The sequence below is a fragment of the Blautia sp. BIOML-A1 genome, from assembly GCF_009883055.1.
In the GTDB taxonomy this organism is placed as follows: domain Bacteria; phylum Bacillota; class Clostridia; order Lachnospirales; family Lachnospiraceae; genus Blautia_A.
In genome coordinates this window covers 20389-37776 of sequence record NZ_WWVR01000003.1, presented here as the reverse complement: position 1 = coordinate 37776, position 17388 = coordinate 20389, and the positions used below count along the sequence as shown (strand labels likewise).

At 39.7% G+C, this 17388-nt stretch carries 15 protein-coding genes; 14 read left to right on the top strand and 1 reads right to left on the bottom strand.

Annotation, left to right across the window (positions count from 1 at the left end; translation table 11 throughout):
- The first annotated feature begins 136 nt into the window (after nucleotides 1-136).
- The 3 genes from GT674_RS02735 to GT674_RS02725 all read left to right on the top strand — a co-directional run bounded on the left by GT674_RS02735 (nucleotide 137) and on the right by GT674_RS02725 (nucleotide 1786).
- Nucleotides 137-898 (top strand): Rpn family recombination-promoting nuclease/putative transposase, encoded by a 762-nt coding sequence (locus GT674_RS02735; RefSeq protein WP_243149041.1) that lies wholly within the window; start codon nucleotides 137-139, stop codon nucleotides 896-898.
- 159 nt (nucleotides 899-1057) lie between these two features.
- On the top strand, nucleotides 1058-1504 hold the full coding sequence (locus GT674_RS02730) for a flavodoxin (RefSeq protein ID WP_161284327.1): 447 nt from the start codon (nucleotides 1058-1060) through the stop codon (nucleotides 1502-1504).
- A 30-nt stretch (nucleotides 1505-1534) separates the two neighbouring features.
- The gene (locus GT674_RS02725; protein ID WP_173746617.1) at nucleotides 1535-1786 is read left to right on the top strand and encodes a hypothetical protein; all 252 of its coding nucleotides are present in this window, start codon (nucleotides 1535-1537) and stop codon (nucleotides 1784-1786) included.
- A gap of 89 nt (nucleotides 1787-1875) precedes the next feature.
- Here GT674_RS02725 and GT674_RS02720 read toward each other — a convergent pair whose 3' ends face one another.
- Complete coding sequence (locus tag GT674_RS02720; protein WP_161284326.1) at nucleotides 1876-2985, bottom strand: adenosylcobinamide amidohydrolase; 1110 nt, start codon at nucleotides 2983-2985, stop codon at nucleotides 1876-1878.
- Nucleotides 2986-3735: 750 nt separating this feature from the next.
- Here GT674_RS02720 and GT674_RS02715 point away from each other — a divergent pair.
- The 11 genes from GT674_RS02715 to mutS all read left to right on the top strand — a co-directional run bounded on the left by GT674_RS02715 (nucleotide 3736) and on the right by mutS (nucleotide 17363).
- Entirely contained in the window at nucleotides 3736-4155 is a 420-nt protein-coding gene (locus GT674_RS02715) for a DUF4313 domain-containing protein (RefSeq protein ID WP_243149035.1), read from the top strand.
- A 45-nt stretch (nucleotides 4156-4200) separates the two neighbouring features.
- A complete protein-coding gene (locus tag GT674_RS02710) occupies nucleotides 4201-4536 on the top strand; it encodes a hypothetical protein (RefSeq protein ID WP_118037272.1) in 336 nt (111 codons plus the stop codon).
- The gene (locus tag GT674_RS02705; protein ID WP_005422924.1) at nucleotides 4502-4915 is read left to right on the top strand and encodes a hypothetical protein; all 414 of its coding nucleotides are present in this window, start codon (nucleotides 4502-4504) and stop codon (nucleotides 4913-4915) included. The genes GT674_RS02710 and GT674_RS02705 overlap by 35 nt, the downstream gene beginning before the upstream one ends.
- Before the next feature lie 67 nt (nucleotides 4916-4982).
- The gene (locus tag GT674_RS02700) at nucleotides 4983-5702 is read left to right on the top strand and encodes a Cas9 inhibitor AcrIIA9 family protein (protein ID WP_161284324.1); all 720 of its coding nucleotides are present in this window, start codon (nucleotides 4983-4985) and stop codon (nucleotides 5700-5702) included.
- Between the two features lie 11 nt (nucleotides 5703-5713).
- On the top strand, nucleotides 5714-6256 hold the full coding sequence (locus GT674_RS02695) for a DUF7666 domain-containing protein (RefSeq protein WP_021977992.1): 543 nt from the start codon (nucleotides 5714-5716) through the stop codon (nucleotides 6254-6256).
- Entirely contained in the window at nucleotides 6253-8445 is a 2193-nt protein-coding gene (locus tag GT674_RS02690) for a PcfJ domain-containing protein (protein ID WP_161284322.1), read from the top strand. The genes GT674_RS02695 and GT674_RS02690 overlap by 4 nt, the downstream gene beginning before the upstream one ends.
- Nucleotides 8446-8547: 102 nt before the next feature.
- Entirely contained in the window at nucleotides 8548-10737 is a 2190-nt protein-coding gene (locus GT674_RS02685) for a PcfJ domain-containing protein (RefSeq protein ID WP_021977994.1), read from the top strand.
- 639 nt (nucleotides 10738-11376) lie between these two features.
- Nucleotides 11377-12936, top strand: coding sequence for a hypothetical protein (locus tag GT674_RS02680; RefSeq protein ID WP_161284321.1), 1560 nt, complete (start codon nucleotides 11377-11379; stop codon nucleotides 12934-12936).
- Nucleotides 12937-13030: 94 nt separating this feature from the next.
- The gene (locus GT674_RS18215) at nucleotides 13031-13228 is read left to right on the top strand and encodes a helix-turn-helix domain-containing protein (protein ID WP_005422911.1); all 198 of its coding nucleotides are present in this window, start codon (nucleotides 13031-13033) and stop codon (nucleotides 13226-13228) included.
- 70 nt (nucleotides 13229-13298) lie between these two features.
- Nucleotides 13299-14576, top strand: coding sequence for a tyrosine-type recombinase/integrase (locus GT674_RS02670; RefSeq protein ID WP_119235160.1), 1278 nt, complete (start codon nucleotides 13299-13301; stop codon nucleotides 14574-14576).
- Between the two features lie 168 nt (nucleotides 14577-14744).
- Nucleotides 14745-17363, top strand: coding sequence for a DNA mismatch repair protein MutS (gene mutS, locus GT674_RS02665; RefSeq protein ID WP_161284375.1), 2619 nt, complete (start codon nucleotides 14745-14747; stop codon nucleotides 17361-17363).
- The last annotated feature ends 25 nt before the right edge of the window (nucleotides 17364-17388 follow it).

Genomic DNA, 17388 nt, shown 5'->3' with positions numbered 1-17388 from the left:
AATTTAATTTCTTCATAACATAAAAAGAATAAAGTGGGAGGTGACAGCGAACGTGGCAGATGAAAAAATTGTGCCAGAGAACGGATTGGAAGTACGTTACGAAAGATATAAAGGTATTATTAAGAATTTTACACTCATGAGTGACATATTTATGAGAAATGTTTTCAAACAGAGAGAATGCCTGGAATATGTTCTGCAGGTCATTATGGAAAAACAGGATCTGAAAGTAATTGAGCAGATCATCCAGAAGGATTATAAGAATCTGCAGGGACGATCCGCAATCATGGACTGTGTTGCCAGAGATTCCGAAGGCAAACAGTTTGATGTGGAGATCCAGCAGGATAATGAAGGTGCATCACCTAAGAGGGCACGTTACCATAGTGGTTTGATGGACATGAACACTCTAAATCCAGGTCAGGATTTTGATGAATTACCGGAAAGCTATGTGATTTTTATTACCAGGGATGACATCCTTGGGTATGGTTTTCCTATTTACCATATTGACAGGCATATCAAAGAAGCCGATGATAGCTTTCAGGACGAAGCACATATTATATATGTGAATTCCAGAAAACAGGAAGACACAGAACTTGGGAGACTTATGCATGATCTGCATTGTAAGAATGCGGATGAAATGCACAGTCCAGTTCTTGCAAAGAGGGTACATGAATTAAAAGACACGCAGAAAGGGGTTGAGCTTATGTGCCATGAAATGGAAAAAATTTATAGCGAAGGAATGGAAAGCGGCGAAAAGCGCGGTGAATTAAAGGCTAAAAAGGAAACAGCCCTTTCACTTGCAGAAATGGGTCTGCCTGTTGAAAAAATTGCAAAAGCTGTAAATCATAATGTGAATGAAGTCCAAAAATGGATTGATGAAAATCTATGTGCAATAAAATAAGGAACGCATTTATAAATGGGCAGGTCTATTGGGCTTGCCCTGATTTATATAATATCGTGTTTAAGAGTAAATATCCAGTTATAATAGAGCAGTTATTCTGTATCAGAGTTGTAGAGACATCAGCCATAAATATATAGTATTAGAAAAGGAGCCTATCAAATGGAAACATTAGTTATCTATTTTTCGCAGAAAGGAAAGACAAAAGAAGCTGCTGGACGGATCGCACAGCTTTCCGGTGCAGATCTGGCAGAGATTAAGACTCATAAATCTTACCGGATGTCTTATAGAAAAACGGTATTTACCGCATTAAAAGAAATTTTATTAAATGAGCGGCCAGAACTGGATATGGAGATTCCTGATATTTCTACATACGACAGGATACTGATAGGAAGCCCGATCTGGTGTGGAACATTTCCAAATGCAGTATTCAGTTTTCTGGACAAGGTAAACCTGAATGGAAAAAAAGCAGCAATTTTTACAACCAGCGGAGCTACAGAACCACAGAATGTTGCAGTGAAGATCAAAAAGAAATATTCTGCAAAATGGTGCAGACCATTTAATGCGAACCATGCAACAGATGAAAATATCACAGATTGGTTAAAATAGTATGATCTCACAAACAGGAATGCGGATGAAATGCACAGTCCGGTTCTTGCAAAACGGGTACATGAATTAAAAGACACGCAGAAAGGGGCCACGCTTATGTGCCATGAAATGGAAAAAATTTATAGCGAAGGAATGGAAAGCGGCGAACTAAAAAAAGCAAAAGAGACAGCTCTTTCTATGGCAGAAGAGGGGATGGATGTTAAGAAAATTGCCCGTTTGGTTAAAGTAAGCGAAGACGACATCCAGAAATGGATTGATGAAAACATGTGTGTAGCGAAGTAAATAAAAATGATATTATAGTGGGTAAGTCGGTTTTCGACTTACCCATTTATATTAAAAGTTAGAAATTTTGAGCACTATGTCCAACAATTCTAAATAGCAATATACAATAAAAGCAGATACATAAGCTGTTCTTTTAATGAAAAATGTAGAAATCCGGGCTGCTCCCATGCTTTTGCCGGATATGCTTTTTCAAAAAAGTCTCCATCTTTCCAATAGAGTCCATAAATCAGAAGACGTTTCCCCTCCCGGATAGCTTCCGGCTCCATAATCAACTCCCAACGAACCTGATCCATAAGGTGAAGATAAAGTGATACACATAGAACCAGGTTACTGGTACGATTGTGTGAAAGAAACTTCTGCTCCAATAATGAGGGCATTTCAAAAGAAATCTTAAAATCATTAAAAATTTCTCTGTATTCTATATAAAACTCCCATAAAGTAGCAGGTGTGATCTTATATCTTGCCGTGCGTGCAGATAAAAGAAATTGTCTCGGACCAGAGGCTGCTGTTTGGTTAAGAAGAGCTTGTTTTACGGCAGATTTCACGGATTTTCCAATCAGTTCACCAAGTTTGGAATGTCCAGAAGCATCCGTAAGAGTTCTGGTACCACAAAGATTAGAAGCGATTACAATTCCGTCAGTTCCAGAACCTGTTGCGATCTCTTCAGAATAGCAGCTTCCCAGCAATAACTGAGAAACAGCAGCAGCTTTCGATTCTCCACAGAGCATCAGTGCTCTGGACATTGCTGCATCAGTCAAATTCTGATTAATGAACAGAAAAATATTGATTGTTCCAGGAGGAAGCATTTCATAATTTCCGTCCTCTTCATAGTAAGAAGCAGGATCGCCGGGATGCATACCATTGGAGTCAATTCCGCCGGTTACAACAGCAGTTACCGTAAGATCCCGAAAGCATACTTCTTCTATAGCACGTAATTCCGTCCAAGCTGCGGTACTTAATGCAGTAGTGCAGGAAGGGGAAAGCCCAAGGGCATGGACATGTGCAGCTAGATCTTTTTCGTAAGTATCTCCCAGCATTTTACATTCATAAGAACCATTCATACAATTGATATTTACAACATGAGAAAGGTGTCTTGTAATGCCGCCGTTTAAGGGACTTGTACTAAGAACTTTTGCTTTTTGTGAAAAAGTGAAGATGGTATTTCCCAATTTTTGCTCGCAGGTAAAAAAAGCTTTCATTACATTTCCTTCTTTTATTTTTATTTATTTATTTTATTAATATCTTTTGATCACGTCAAGTGACATATTTTCACCGCTTAAATTCTATAATTTTCACAGATTCTTAAAATTTATACCATAGTATCGTCATAAATATACTGTATATTAATAACTGCAGATGCTAATTAAGGTATCTCATTTTTAAATATTTTTCTTTTTCATATGCCGGTACGAAAGTATCGGTCTCCTTCCTTTTTAGGACGTATTATTATAATTTGCACAAATCTTAGCCCATAAGAGAGTGACGCTCTGCATATCCTCGACAGAGCGTCCTTGTGCGTTTATGGGATCTTATTTTTTATAGTATATTTCAATATATGACTCCTTGGAAATTTTCCTGATGAACGTAGAAATAACAGCGAAGTAAAAATAGTAAGCGTACTTGAAGAATGATAAAATAGCAAGATATAGTGTTCTAAGTACTGTATTTTGTTGACGAATACAATATGTTGTGTTACCATATAAATGGATTATTTTTTATGCATGGTTTGCCACGCAGCAAAGTTTTTTGTTCCGGATATGCTGTTCCGGGAGCAACATTTAGGCGAAGGCCTTTTATCAATAGGAAGACATCAAAAATCAAAAGAAGATTTTTGGTGTCTTTTTTTGTTGTCCAAAAACGAAATGTGAAGTGTGCAAAAAAACAGGAAGGGAGGAAATGTAAAATAATCCACAAAAGATGAACAGGAAAATCAAAAAAGGAGGCAGAATATGGGACAGGATATATGCAGTCGAAAAGATGAAAAACCATTGGGATATGACTGGGAATGTGGACATGAGGAATTATATGTCAGAGTGAATATGTACTACAACGGATCCCTGTATGTCGGATTATGGCAAAAGCAAAAGGAATGTGAGAAAAAGCTGGAATTATTCGGAGATCTTACAATTGGAGTTATGGGATTTCTAAGACCGGGGCAGGCAATAATCTCGGATTGCGGAGCAAAAGCAAAGGTTGCGTTTATTGAGAAGTATAAACTAGGAAAAGTTGTAGGTAAGAGGAAAATCAATTATGGCAGCTATTATGTCGTAGAGTTTAATCTTGCACGACTTGCACAGCTCGATCCAGAAGGTACGGAAAGATATCTGCTCGAAAATGGTCTTGATCAAAAAGAACTTAAAGCAGATTAGGGTAAAGAGGTACATTTGAAAACCAGGCAATAAAGGTGGTGCGGCATGAAAGACGACGAATATAAGGGATATTACTGTCTGCTGATCGCAATCCTGTGCGATTTGAATGCAGCGGAAGCCAGCACAATGTACGAATACGGACCAGATCATCCGCTTTGCCGGAAAATCCTGAAAAAGAAAGTTCGGAAACCGTCCATAAGAAAGCTCAAGGAAACAGAACAGGCAGCGGCTATGAAGGCTCTTCTTGATCAGGGGTACAGCCAGGATGCAGTATCGGAAGCATTTCAGTGTTTTCCATCTACGGTCAGGCGCAGAGTAAGAAAATTAACAGAAAGGAAGGAAACGAATGACAGATCAGAAATTGATTGCAGGAATATTTAATGATTTTTTGGGACTTTATACGGGTAAAATTCAGACCGGTATCCGTCCTTTGATTGAAAAATATAAAAACCATCCCATGCTGATGGGGCTCCTTTCCAATTTGGATGAAGCGGCAAAGATTCAGGCACCGAAAGCCATGAAAGAAATTTATTCTTTCTATAAGGAATATCGTGGCAGGGATCTGGAAGATGCTGACTGGAAGGAACTGACGGAAAAAGCCCGTCAGATCTGTGCAGGATGGGAGGAAAATGAATGGGTTCGCCGTATTGTACTGGAAATGATCAGCCTTTTGGATTCTGATGATGCAGAGAGACGCAGGATTGCATTGGAAGTAGAAAAAGAAATGGAAGCGGCTGAACAGAAAATGAATGCGGCATAAAAAGCAGGCAGAGGCAGGAGATTTTTTCTTCTGCCTCATGTTTTTATCAGGAAAGAAGGGACCGATTATGTTAAATGAGATCATAAAAACTGCAGAAGAATTAAATACAGCAGCATTGTATTACCGCCAGAGCGGGAATATGGATGGTGTGCGGGAACTTGCCAAAGCACATGCAGTTTCCAAAAAACAGACAGAGGAATTTATTCAGGGCAGCCGCTACCGGCTGGTTGATATACCGATTGAGGAAAGAAAGTTTGCGAATGCGTCTGAAAAACTGCGTGCAGAAGTGTTTGCCTTAAAGGATGCAGGCTTTGCAGACATCATAGGACAGTATCTTGTAAATCTTGCCAAAACGGATTCTGCTTTAGATGCACAGGTGTTAAAAAAACATAAGATGCTTCAGAGATGTTTGGATTACGTGACGCAAAAAGCCTATAACATTGCACTGGAGGAAGCGAAAAAAAAGGGAGAGAACGGCATTCGGGCCAATACTGGCCTGGCACTCTCCGACGACCAGGTTTTTCCCTGGGTACTTGAATATTATGCGAAAGATGATGAAAAAGAAATAGCAGAAAAAGAGCAGGAAGAAAAGAAAAAGATTCAAAAGGAATGGGATTCGGTAAATAAGAGAACGAAAACAATACCGAAAAACCAGGGGACAAAAAAAGATTCCGAGGTGCATCCCAAAGAAGCAGCGGAGCAGGAAGAAAAGCATATCAGCAAGAAAAAATCAAAAGATTCCGGGCAGATGTCCTTGTTTGACATGATGCAGCCGAAAGAGAGTTAAAGGAGAAGGATATGATCGCATATAAAGGATTTCAAAAGGATTTGAAATGTCGGGGCTTTCAGTTTCAGGAGTATGGCATAAATGAAACGGAAAAAGCAAACTGTAGACAAAATGGATTTCATTGTGCAGAAAACCCACTGGATTGTCTCTGCTATTATCCGAATTGGAAAAATTCCGCGTATTACATAGTAGATGCATCAGGGGATTTGGATGAAGATGGAGAAGATTCAAAAATCTCCTGCACAAAGATGCGCCTGTTAAAGAAAATTGAATTGAGAAGCCTGTTATTACATGGAGCTGCTTACATGGCGAAATATCCAAACCGGAAATGGAACTCCCATGTTGCAAAAGAAAGCGGGACCAGTTGCAACGGATTTTGTATTGTACGTGGAAAAGCCCCCAAAGCCAAAGGACAAAAGGGCGATTTACTGTTACTTTTAAAGGAGCAGCCTGGCAACAGCCAGATCCTGGAAATTGGGGTCATCTGTATCGATGGTCGGAAATATCCGGAGGAAGCATGGATTGATGTGACTGGAAAGCTGGTGGAGTTATGAGAAAAAAGATGTTGATGGAATTAAAACCATTAAAAGTGATGAACAGACATATCGCAGATGCAAAGAAAACTGAAATATCTTTGAGTCCATTGGAGAAACAAAGGGGTGAACCCGGAAAATATCGGATGTATTGTCGGGCAGCAGTAGAAAAAGGAATTTTAAAAGTGTATCTGTTTGCCGTAACGGATATTGAGGAGAATATAAACTTTCCGAGGTACCGTCTGTTTATCAGCAGAAAAGAGAGACGGTTTATTACCTATGATGAAAAATTAAAAAAATGGAGAAAGGCACTTCTTGAAAGTATCTTATGGGATGTAAGGATTAATCTTGGCAACATCTATGTAAATGACTGTGATACAAAGGTCATCCAAAAATATTTAAAGACAATGCAGCCTGCAATCCGGGCACTGGAAGAGTTTCAGGCGAATATCCGTAAAGAACAAAGGATACGTCATGATAAAAAACTTACAGATTCATGGGACCAGGTGATGAAAACTATATCTGGACTGCCTAAGAACTGGATCGGATGGGTTTCAAAATATGGAATTACGGAACACTATATCTTCTACAAGTATCAGAAAAATGGTGCTACAGAAGGATACTGTACATATTGCAAAAAACATGTTCCTATCCGCTCACCCAAATATAACCAGAAAGGACAGTGCAATGTGTGTGGACAACCGATTACTTTTCGTTCTGTGGGAAAGTCTGGAAGATTTTGTACAAAGTGGTACAGAGTCTATCTTATCCAAAGGAGACGCAAGACTTCTGGTTTTGTGCTCCGGATCTTTCATGCCAGAACGTGGTATAAAAGGGGCGGCTATACAGATTGCGAAACTACCTGCCATGAAGAGCAGAGAAGAATCTTCTCTGCAAATGGAAAGGAAATTTCCAATTTCGTTTATGATCTGTTCAAACAACGGGAAATGCGTTGGATTTCGTGTAGAAGTTCTTGGTATTATACTTGCTGTGACAGTCAATATAAAGGAATGGTTTATCCATATACCCTGTCGGATCTGTCCAGGCATGAATTAAAAGAAACAGGTCTGCGTGAGTACGCTCTTGGTCAGAAAAAGATAGATCCTGGAAAATATCTTTACCTGTGGAAGACATACCCGGTACTGGAACAGATTGTAAAAGCGGGGCTTTTCCAGTTAGTTGATGATGTACTGGACCACAGGGCAGCAGATGCAATAAAAAGGAAAGGCAGAAAACCAACAGAATTCCTGTCCGTAGATAAGAAAGAGTTTCGAAGACTCCGAGATATGAATGGCGGGGTAAAAGAACTTAAATGGCTGCAACTTGAAAAGAGTACAGGAAAAACAATCGGGGATGAAGAAATATGCTGGATGGTAAAAGAAGGATTTGAACCAAACGACCTGAAGTTTGTTCTGGATCAGATGAGCATCTGCCAGATTCGACATTATCTTGTGAAACAATCAGAAAAATCCGGGGATGATATCAGCCATGTGCTGCAGGTGTGGAACGATTATCTTTCTATGGCAAAAAGACTGGGAATGGATATACATGATTCCATTATTTACCGTACCAAAGATCTTCAACTGCGCCATAAAGAGGCGGTTTTGAAGATAGAAGAAATGAAACGCGGAATCCGACGCAGGGAGCTGGAAGAAAAGTATGTCGGATTTCAGAAACATCTCATTGATTTGAAAGAAAAATATGAGTTCAGTGACGGTGAATATCAGGTTATTGCGCCAAAGAGTATCGATGACATCCTATATGAAGGTGATACGCTTCATCACTGTGTAAATAAGACGGATACTTATTTTGACCGGATCGTTTCAAAGGAAAGCTATATCCTGTTTTTGCGGGAAAAAGAGAATCCGAAAGTACCGTTTTATACACTGGAAGTTGAACCAGATGGAACCATCCGGCAAAAACGTGCGGAATTTAACCGTCAAAATAAGGACATTGATAAGGTGACTTCTTTTTTAACATTGTGGCAGAAGGAAATTCAGAAGCGATTAACCAAAAAAGATCGTAAGAGCACAGAAGAAAGCAGGAAGCTCAGGCAGCAGAACTATCAGGAGATACGTGATAAGCATGTAGTTGTCCATGGCGGAGCATTTGCTGGGGAACTTCTGGCTGATCTTTTAGAGAAAGACTTAATGGACCTACCAGTGGAATCGGCAGAAAACGGAGAAAGCCCTACTGAAATAGCGGCGTAAATAAAAGGATAAAGTGGATGCGGCAGGGAGTTCCCCTGCTGCATTTGAGCAGAAAAGAGAAAATGACATTATATACAGCAGAAAATGAAGGAGAGGACGGAAATGAATAAAAAAGAATTGCGTAACATGAAATTGCTGGAAGCTACGGATGAACTGATAAAACTTGCAAAAGAAGATGTGCCGGTAAGAGATGAAGGATACTATACGGAGCAGCTGATTTATCAGAGGGGGCTATATTTACGTGCAGAAGTAGAAAACAATATTTTAAAAGTAGCATTTTATCTGGCAGAATATCTTTCCACGGACTGTCGGAAACCTGTATATACATTATACGTTGATAAAAAGAACGATGTTTTTAAAGGGTATGATTACCAGACAAAAAAATGGTCAGAAAGTATGCTGGATAAGACCATTTTTTCAAAATGGTTATATCAGGAAAATTCTTATATGAAAGAGGCGGATACAGCGTTGATCCAAAAGTATCTTGAAAGTGAATATGACGATGCTTTTTATGCACTGTATGTATATCAATGTGACCAGAGACACCGGAGGCTGGGAATGAAATATGAAAAAATTCTGACAAACTGGGATCAGTGTATGGATAGACTCCCAGAAGTTCCGAAAGACTGGCTGAGATGGCAGAAAAAAGTTGGAATTACCCAGAATTTTATCTTTTATCATTACAGCCGCAGGAAAGATCAGACAGGATATTGTAGTTGGTGTGAAAGCGAAGTTCCAATCAGCCATCCTCACCATAATGCAGTGGGGAATTGCCCAAAATGCAGACATCAGATTCAATATAAAGCATTAGGCCGGGCCAAAAATATAGAAACCCAAAAAGAGACTGCATACCTGCTTCAGACCTGTGGAAATAATGTGTTTGTTTTGAGAGAATTCCAGCTTCAGATGCTCATAGTAAGCAGCTCATATAAAAAACCAGTATATTCTTTCTTTGAGCGCCGGAGAATCCTGTATGATGAAGAATTAAATACGAAAGAATATTATTTCGGCCGTCATCATTGGACAAAAGAAAACCGATGGATCCAGGGTAAATTACAGGTTCCACTGTATCCAGGTTACGGTGGCTATATGACATATGAAAAATATAATATGGGAAATATTTATGGAAAATCACTGTATGGCATTAAAAACAGGACATTCCGTAGGACAGGATTCTACGAATATGCAAAAGTCAAAAGGTTTTTAGATCCGGTAAGTTTTTTTGAAATGGTTAAAGAAAGACCTTATCTGGAACGGCTCATTAAAGCAGGACTTTATCATCTGGCAGAGGACATTATGGATAATAAAGCACAGATCTATTGTGAAGATTCCGGAGACCTTGGAAAAGCACTGGGAATTGATAGATTCCGCTTAAAAAGGCTGCGTACAAACAATGGGGGAGAGATTTTTCTTCAATGGCTATTACTTGAAAAAGCCCAAAACAAATTGATCCGTGACGATGTGATTTCGTGGATGTGCCGGGAAAAGCTTAAACCAGCGGATCTTATGTTCATTATGGATCGTATGGCCCCTTTACAGATCAAAAATTATCTGGAAAAGCAGGCAGCAGAAAGTGGGGAATCCGTGAAAGACCTGATCAAAACATGGAAGGATTATCTCAATATGGCAATTCGGGTCGGAGTGAATGTGCAGGATTCTGTTATCTACCGTGCACGAAAACTCATGCAGAGACATAATGAAATGATAAAAGAGATAGAAGCAAAAGATTTGATTTTAAGAGCCGGAGAGCTGGAAAAGAAGTATCCGGGTCTGAATCGTATATGCAGGGATTTGAAAAAATATGAATATGCGGACAAAGAGTATCAGATCGTTGTGCCGGAAAAAGTGGATGACATTTTGTATGAAGCAAAACTGATGCATCACTGCGTAAATAATACAGAAACCTATTATGAACGAATGAGCCAGCAGGAATCCTATATCCTGTTTTTGAGAAAGGCAGAACAACCAACGGAGGCGTACTATACGCTTGAAGTGGAACCGGATGGGACCATAAGGCAGACACGTACTTTTTATAACCAGCAGAATGAAGATATTGAGCTTGCAAGGGGGTTTCTTATAAAATGGCAGAAACAATTAAAAAAGAAACTGGCAAAAGAAGATTATAAACTGGCTGTAAAAAGTCAGAGTCTTAGGAAAAAAGAGATTGACGAGCTCCGCAGCAAAGGCGTTCGTGTAAACGGTGTTGGGTATTGCAACAAATTGCTTGCTGAAATTCTGGAGGAAGATTTAATGGAGGCTGGGAATCGAGAACTGGAAGAACAGGCCGCATAATAGCAGATTGATATATCACAAAAGTAACTTTAACAGTAAAATGAAATTCCTGTGAAAATTTGGGGATATTTACAGAAACAGCTCTGAAATTCTCTTTTATTTAAGTATAAGGGATTTTATGGAATTCCTTAAATATACTCGAAACGGAGGATGAGCTTTGGAGGAAAAATTAAAGTTGCTTTGGCTGATATTGATCTTTGTTGATTTTGGGCTTATGTTTGTTTCATTTCCAATCTTGATTTATGTGATTTTTTGTATGACATGAATACAAAAAGCCTTCTGTAAGTGCCCTTTTCTGGTGAAAAGGCCGGAGGGGCATTTGCATGTATGCAACAGTTTATGCATGTATTCGCAGGAATACGAGTAAAATACTACCCAGCTGCTACTGTTTAAAGCCTGTAGTGAAATTGACATTAAATATCTGGAATGATACGATAAAATTGAACATTTTGCAAGGCAGATTGCATAAAATTTTATTCTGATACGAGGTCAGAATTTTATACTTTATACCGCGTCTGCGGATCAACCGATAAAGACACAAAAAGAGTAAAATGGACTCTTGGAGTGTCTTTTTTTGTTTGGCAAAATGTTTTGACATGTATCAGATCCAATCACGCCAAAAGGAGGAAAGAAGTTTTTATGCCACGTAAAATCAGATCAAACTATAGGGAGAAATTCAAATTTGTATATAATGGAAAGACTTTTGAAAGTAAACGTCAATGCTGCAAAGTTTATGGAATATGTTACCGTAGTGTAATGTCGTACCAGAATCAATATAAATGCAATACTGAAGAAGCAATTACACATTTTATTGAATTGAAAAAAAATAAAGAGATCATATTCCGAAATCGAAAATGGGCCAGCATTAAGACCTGCTGCGAATTTTATGATTTAAACGAAGATTCTGTCAAGACCGATATGTGGAATCGAAAATGCACACCACAGGAAGCGATTGAACGGGCAATAGAATGGAAAAAAGCACATGAAATCACATATCATGGTGTGAAATACCCATCACTGCCTCAATGTTGTGAAGACCTGGGAATAAATCCTATATCCGTACGTTTGTATATGGAAAAGAATGGGGTTTCTTCTACACGTGCGATTACACATTATATCAAATCTAAAGAGAAAAGAGCCTTTGAATTCCGTGGAAAAGAATACAAAAATTTTACGGAATGTTGTCTTGCGTATGGATTAAAGCCAAAGTCAGTAAGTTCAGCAGTATTTAAAGCGAAACGTCCTCACGCGGATGTTATGGAAGAAATTATCTCTCATATGGAAGGTTGTATGCCAAAAGAAGTAACGAAAAAAGAAGAAATTCCTGAAAATCAGGTGATGTCTAAAGAAAGGCATCGTGCGAAAGAGGCTTTTTTTTATGAGGGAAATAAATATATCTCACTTGGACAATGTTGTGAATTCTATGGAATTAATGAATCTAGTGTACGCAGTAGAGCTTGGCGAAAAAAGTGTACATGGGAAGAAGCTGTGAAATATTATATTCAAAAAAAGGAAACAGAAACACCGAAAATGCAATTCTTTTATAAAGGGAAAAAGTATAAAAGTGTTTCAGCATGTTGTGCTGAATACGGCGTTAATGCTTCCAGTGTGCGTAACCGTGCCAAAACAACAGAATGCAGCATTGAAGAATCTTTGGATCATTTCATAAAGAAAGCCAGAATGGAAATACAGCCGTCGGTATTTATTTTTAGAGACAAAACCTATAGGTCTTTGGAAGAATGCTGTCTGGAATATGGAGTCAACGCTGACAGTGTATCTTCAAGAAAATATAGATTGAATTGTACTATGGAAGAATCATTGGAGCATTTTATTGAAAATAAAGATATGATTGCCGAAAGAATACAAAAATTTACATTTAAAGGAATAGAATATCGAAGTCTCCGGGCATGTTGTCAAAAATATGGTATTGATGATATATGTGTGAGACAAAGAGCACGAGATAAGAATTGTTCTCTTGAAGAATCGTTTACACATTTTATGACGAGAAAAAGGAAAAAAAAGTTAAGTAACCCGGAATTTGAATATCATGGAACTGTTTATCCATCGCTTAAAGTATGCTGTGAGGAATTAGGAATAAATAAAAGCAGTGTAATAAGTCGAATCCATAGGGCAGGATGCAGTTTACAGGAAGCAGTGGAGTATTATGTCAGCCAACAGGAACATAGAACATTGGATTAACCTATAAGGCCAGCAGGCAGCCTTTTTTAGAATTTATATAATAGAGAGGAGGAACGGTCAATATCATCTGCCTGCAGATATTGACCGGTTATATATGTTGCGAAAAAAAACACAGCCGGAAGCAAACAACGATAAAATTCTTATATCCGTTAAAGAAGCCTGTGAGCTTACAGGACTTTCTGAGAAAACAATGAGATCATTGATGAATGAAAACTGTTTCATGGTACGGATTGGGCGCAGAACACTGATTGATAAGAAAAAATTTCAAAAATGGATAGATCGGCAGTCTTGAAAGCTTTTTTTTGTTGTGCTAAAATATATATCCAGTGCCATGCATTATCATCAGAAAGGATGGTGGTGTTATGGGCAAAAACTTAAAGGGTAAAGAATTAGGAAAAGGATTATATCAAAGAAAAGATGGACGATATGAGGCCAGAATTTTCGTTCGCGGTACAGGAAAAACGTTTTCAATTTATGGTACAAATTTACAACATCTAAAAAAAGAAAGAAATGCCTACCTTGCTAATGTTTCCCCCGGAATTGCAGGATATGATCCTAGAATTTCTGTTTCAAAGTGGTATGAAAAATGGATGCTTATTTATGTGGTGCATTCTGTTAAAGCAACCACTTTAAGTAACTATGTAAATGGTTTTGAGCGAGTAAGAGAATATATTGGTTACATGAGGTTAATAGAGGTCCGTCCGACACATATTCTTGACATGATAAAGGGACTCGAAGAAGAAGGATATGCACGTACAACGGTAATACAATCATTAAGTGTAGTCCGTCAGCTTTTCAAAAAGGCATATAGTGGAAAAATGATACCCATAGATCCCGTAGCCGATATTAAACTGCCTAAAGAAGAACCGGGTGAAATACCTGATGAGAAGATAATGCAGGAACAAGAAGATGAAAAATGTCTTAGTATATATGACACTCATCGTTTCCTTGAGAGCTGCAAGAATACCCGGTATTATGAACTCTTTTTTATTCTTCTTCATACAGGATTACGTATAGGGGAAGCACTTGCCCTAGAATGGTGTGATCTTGACTTTAAGCATGAAAAGCTTCGTGTATATAAAACCTTAAACAGAGTTACAAAATATTATGATTCGAAAGGAAATGAACTTCCTGAAAGGTATTCTACTATTCAGATTACAACACCAAAGAAAAGTGCCAGCAATAGAAAGGTTCCATTAACGGATGCAGTGATTGCTGCTTTTATGAGCTGGAAGGAAAAACAGGATCGTGATAAAGAAAAACTGGGGAAAAACTGGGGAAAACCAAATATACTTTTAAAAAAATATCCCGGTCTGATTTTTACAACATCTTCAGGAAGAAGTTATCTTCCATCATCAGCTCAAACAGAATGCAGGCGGATTGTTGGGATTGTTAATAAACATGAAATTGCTCTGGCAGAAAAAGAGAACAGAGATCCGAATTTAATGGATGTTCATCCTCATATTTTCCGTCATACTTTTGTAACAAGATGCATTCAATCGGGAATGGATGCCGCTACAGTAAAGAAAATAGCTGGACACTCTGATGAAAAAATGACTAATTATTATACACACATTGAAGAAGAACATATAGATGACGAATACGAACTGTATATTCAAAAATACGGAACAGAAACCTGATTTTGCAAATGGAGATAAAATTTTAAAGAGAGGTTTAAATACTTGAGTATAGACAAAAACACTAACGAGGGAAAAAACTATCGTAATAATGTGGTCAAATCAACATTTGGGACTTCTAAAAGCCGCATAAACACTGGGTTTCCGGAGAATATTAGTGTATTATCTCCGATGATGCAGGAATACTGCAAGACCAAGGAAACTTATAAAGACTGTATTTTATTTTACCGCCTGGGCGATTTTTATGAGATGTTTTTTGATGATGCACTGCTTGTATCCAAAGAACTGGAACTGACACTGACAGGCAAGGACTGCGGCCTTGAAGAGCGTGCACCGATGTGCGGGATTCCGTTTCATGCGGCGGAGACCTATATCAAACGCCTGATTGAAAGAGGACACAAAGTAGCAATCTGCGAGCAGGTGGAGGATCCGAAGAAAGCCAAAGGGCTGGTCAAGAGGGAAGTGATCCGTGTTGTCACACCCGGAACAACGCTAGATGCGACTTCTCTGGATGAGTCCAAGAATAATTATCTGATGTCTATTGTATCAATGGAAGATCATTTTGGCTGTGCCATCGCAGATATCACAACAGGTGACTGTTTTCTTACAGAAGTTGACAAACCTCAGAAGCTTCTGGATGAGATCAACAAATTCGTCCCTGCGGAAATCATCTGCAATGACGCTTTTTTTATGAGCGGAATTGATACCGATGATCTGAAGGACCGCCTTCGTATCTGCATCTTTCCACTGGATAACTGGTATTTTGATGACAGTCTCTGTCAGCGTACACTGAAGGAGCATTTTCATGTAAATACGCTGGAAGGGCTTGGTATTCAGGATTATGACAGCGGTGTGATAGCAGCAGGAGCACTTTTTCAGTATCTGAATGAGACACAGAAGACCGCACTTTCCCATATGGCATCGATCCGACCATATTCTGCCGACAAATTTATGCTGATCGACAGTTCGAGCAGAAGAAATCTGGAACTGGTAGAAACTCTTCGTGAAAAACAGAAGCGAGGTTCTCTTCTCTGGGTTCTGGATAAGACCAGAACTGCCATGGGAGCCAGAACTTTAAGAGGCTATGTGGAGCAGCCGCTGATCGATGCCACAGAGATCCGGGAGAGACTGACGGCGGTAGAGGAACTGACACAGAAGCCGATGCTCCGTGACGAGATCCGTGAATATCTCAATCCTATCTACGATCTGGAGAGACTGATCAGCCGGATCAGCTATCAGTCCGCAAATCCGAGAGATATGGTTGCATTTGCTTCTTCTCTGGCAATGATCCCGTTCATCCGTCAGATTCTGGGTGAGTTTAAGGCACCGATCCTGCAGAAGATCTATGAGGATATGGATCCTCTTGAGGACGTCACAGATCTGATCCGGCGTGCGATCGTAGATGAACCGCCGCTGGCACAGAAAGACGGAGGCATTATCCGTGAAGGATATCATGCAGATGTTGACAAATACCGCCGCTCCAGAACAGACGGCAAGAAGTGGCTGGCAGAGCTGGAAGCCCGTGAGAAGGAACGTACCGGGATCAAATCTCTTAAGATCAAATACAGCCGTGTATTCGGATATTCCCTGGAGGTTACAAATTCCTTCAAGGATCAGGTGCCGGATAATTATGTGCGAAAACAGACACTGACCAATGCAGAGCGCTATATCACACAGGAACTCAAAGAACTGGAGGATCTGATCCTTGGTGCAGAAGACCGTCTGTATGCACTGGAGTATGAATTGTTTGCGGATGTCCGTGATAAAGTCGGACAGGAGGTCCTGCGCATTCAGAAGACTGCCAAGGCAGTAGCTGCACTGGATGTTTTTGCCTCTCTTGCCCTTGTTGCGGAAAAGAATAATTTTGTCAGACCGAAGATCAATGAAACCGGTGTCCTTGATATCAAGGGAGGACGTCATCCGGTCGTAGAGCAGATGATCGAAAACGATATGTTCATTTCAAATGATACATACCTGGATAATCAGAAAAAAAGAGTTTCCATCATCACCGGACCAAACATGGCAGGTAAATCCACCTATATGCGCCAGACAGCTCTGATCGTACTGATGGCACAGATTGGAAGCTTTGTTCCGGCAGAGAAAGCGAACATTGGCATTGTGGACCGTATTTTTACGAGAGTCGGCGCTTCCGATGATCTGGCAAGCGGACAGAGTACCTTTATGGTGGAAATGACGGAGGTTGCAAATATTCTGCGCAACGCGACCTCAAAGAGTCTTCTGATCCTTGATGAGATCGGTCGCGGAACCAGTACCTTTGACGGTCTGGCGATCGCCTGGGCGGTGATCGAACACATCAGCAACACCAGACTCTGCGGAGCCAAGACGTTGTTTGCGACCCATTATCATGAGCTGACAGAGCTGGAGGGAAAGATACCGGGAGTTAATAACTACTGTATTGCCGTCAAGGAAAAAGGGGACGACATCGTATTCCTTCGTAAGATCGTCAAAGGCGGTGCCGATAAGAGCTACGGTATTCAGGTGGCAAAGCTTGCCGGTGTTCCGGATTCTGTTATCAACCGTGCGAAGGAGCTTGTAGAGGAATTAAGCGATGCCGATATCACGGCAGCAGTCAAGGATCTGACTGCTCCGAAGAAGAAACAGAAAATTGTCTATGATCAGGTCGATATGGCACAGATGTCTCTTTTTGATACCGTTCAGGATAATGATATCGTACAGGAGATCAAGGAGCTGGATATGACGAATCTGACGCCTATGGAGGCCATGAACATTTTGTATAATCTACAGAACAAGATCAAAAACCGCTGGTAAAAGAGCGTACCATGGAATGAGGAGG

Bases quoted from the DNA above. Each gene is read 5' to 3' on its own strand.
- GT674_RS02685 (WP_021977994.1), top strand. From the start codon at position 8,548: ATGAATAAAAAAGAATTGCGTAACATGAAATTGCTGGAAGCTACGGAT.
- mutS (WP_161284375.1), top strand. From the start codon at position 14,745: ATGATGCAGGAATACTGCAAGACCAAGGAAACTTATAAAGACTGTATT.
- GT674_RS02735 (WP_243149041.1), top strand. From the start codon at position 137: ATGAGTGACATATTTATGAGAAATGTTTTCAAACAGAGAGAATGCCTG.
- GT674_RS02720 (WP_161284326.1), bottom strand. From the start codon at position 2,985: ATGAAAGCTTTTTTTACCTGCGAGCAAAAATTGGGAAATACCATCTTC.
- GT674_RS18215 (WP_005422911.1), top strand. From the start codon at position 13,031: ATGTTGCGAAAAAAAACACAGCCGGAAGCAAACAACGATAAAATTCTT.
- GT674_RS02715 (WP_243149035.1), top strand. From the start codon at position 3,736: ATGGGACAGGATATATGCAGTCGAAAAGATGAAAAACCATTGGGATAT.
- GT674_RS02730 (WP_161284327.1), top strand. From the start codon at position 1,058: ATGGAAACATTAGTTATCTATTTTTCGCAGAAAGGAAAGACAAAAGAA.
- GT674_RS02705 (WP_005422924.1), top strand. From the start codon at position 4,502: ATGACAGATCAGAAATTGATTGCAGGAATATTTAATGATTTTTTGGGA.
- GT674_RS02710 (WP_118037272.1), top strand. From the start codon at position 4,201: ATGAAAGACGACGAATATAAGGGATATTACTGTCTGCTGATCGCAATC.
- GT674_RS02680 (WP_161284321.1), top strand. From the start codon at position 11,377: ATGCCACGTAAAATCAGATCAAACTATAGGGAGAAATTCAAATTTGTA.
- GT674_RS02690 (WP_161284322.1), top strand. From the start codon at position 6,253: ATGAGAAAAAAGATGTTGATGGAATTAAAACCATTAAAAGTGATGAAC.
- GT674_RS02695 (WP_021977992.1), top strand. From the start codon at position 5,714: ATGATCGCATATAAAGGATTTCAAAAGGATTTGAAATGTCGGGGCTTT.
- GT674_RS02725 (WP_173746617.1), top strand. From the start codon at position 1,535: ATGCACAGTCCGGTTCTTGCAAAACGGGTACATGAATTAAAAGACACG.
- GT674_RS02700 (WP_161284324.1), top strand. From the start codon at position 4,983: ATGTTAAATGAGATCATAAAAACTGCAGAAGAATTAAATACAGCAGCA.
- GT674_RS02670 (WP_119235160.1), top strand. From the start codon at position 13,299: ATGGGCAAAAACTTAAAGGGTAAAGAATTAGGAAAAGGATTATATCAA.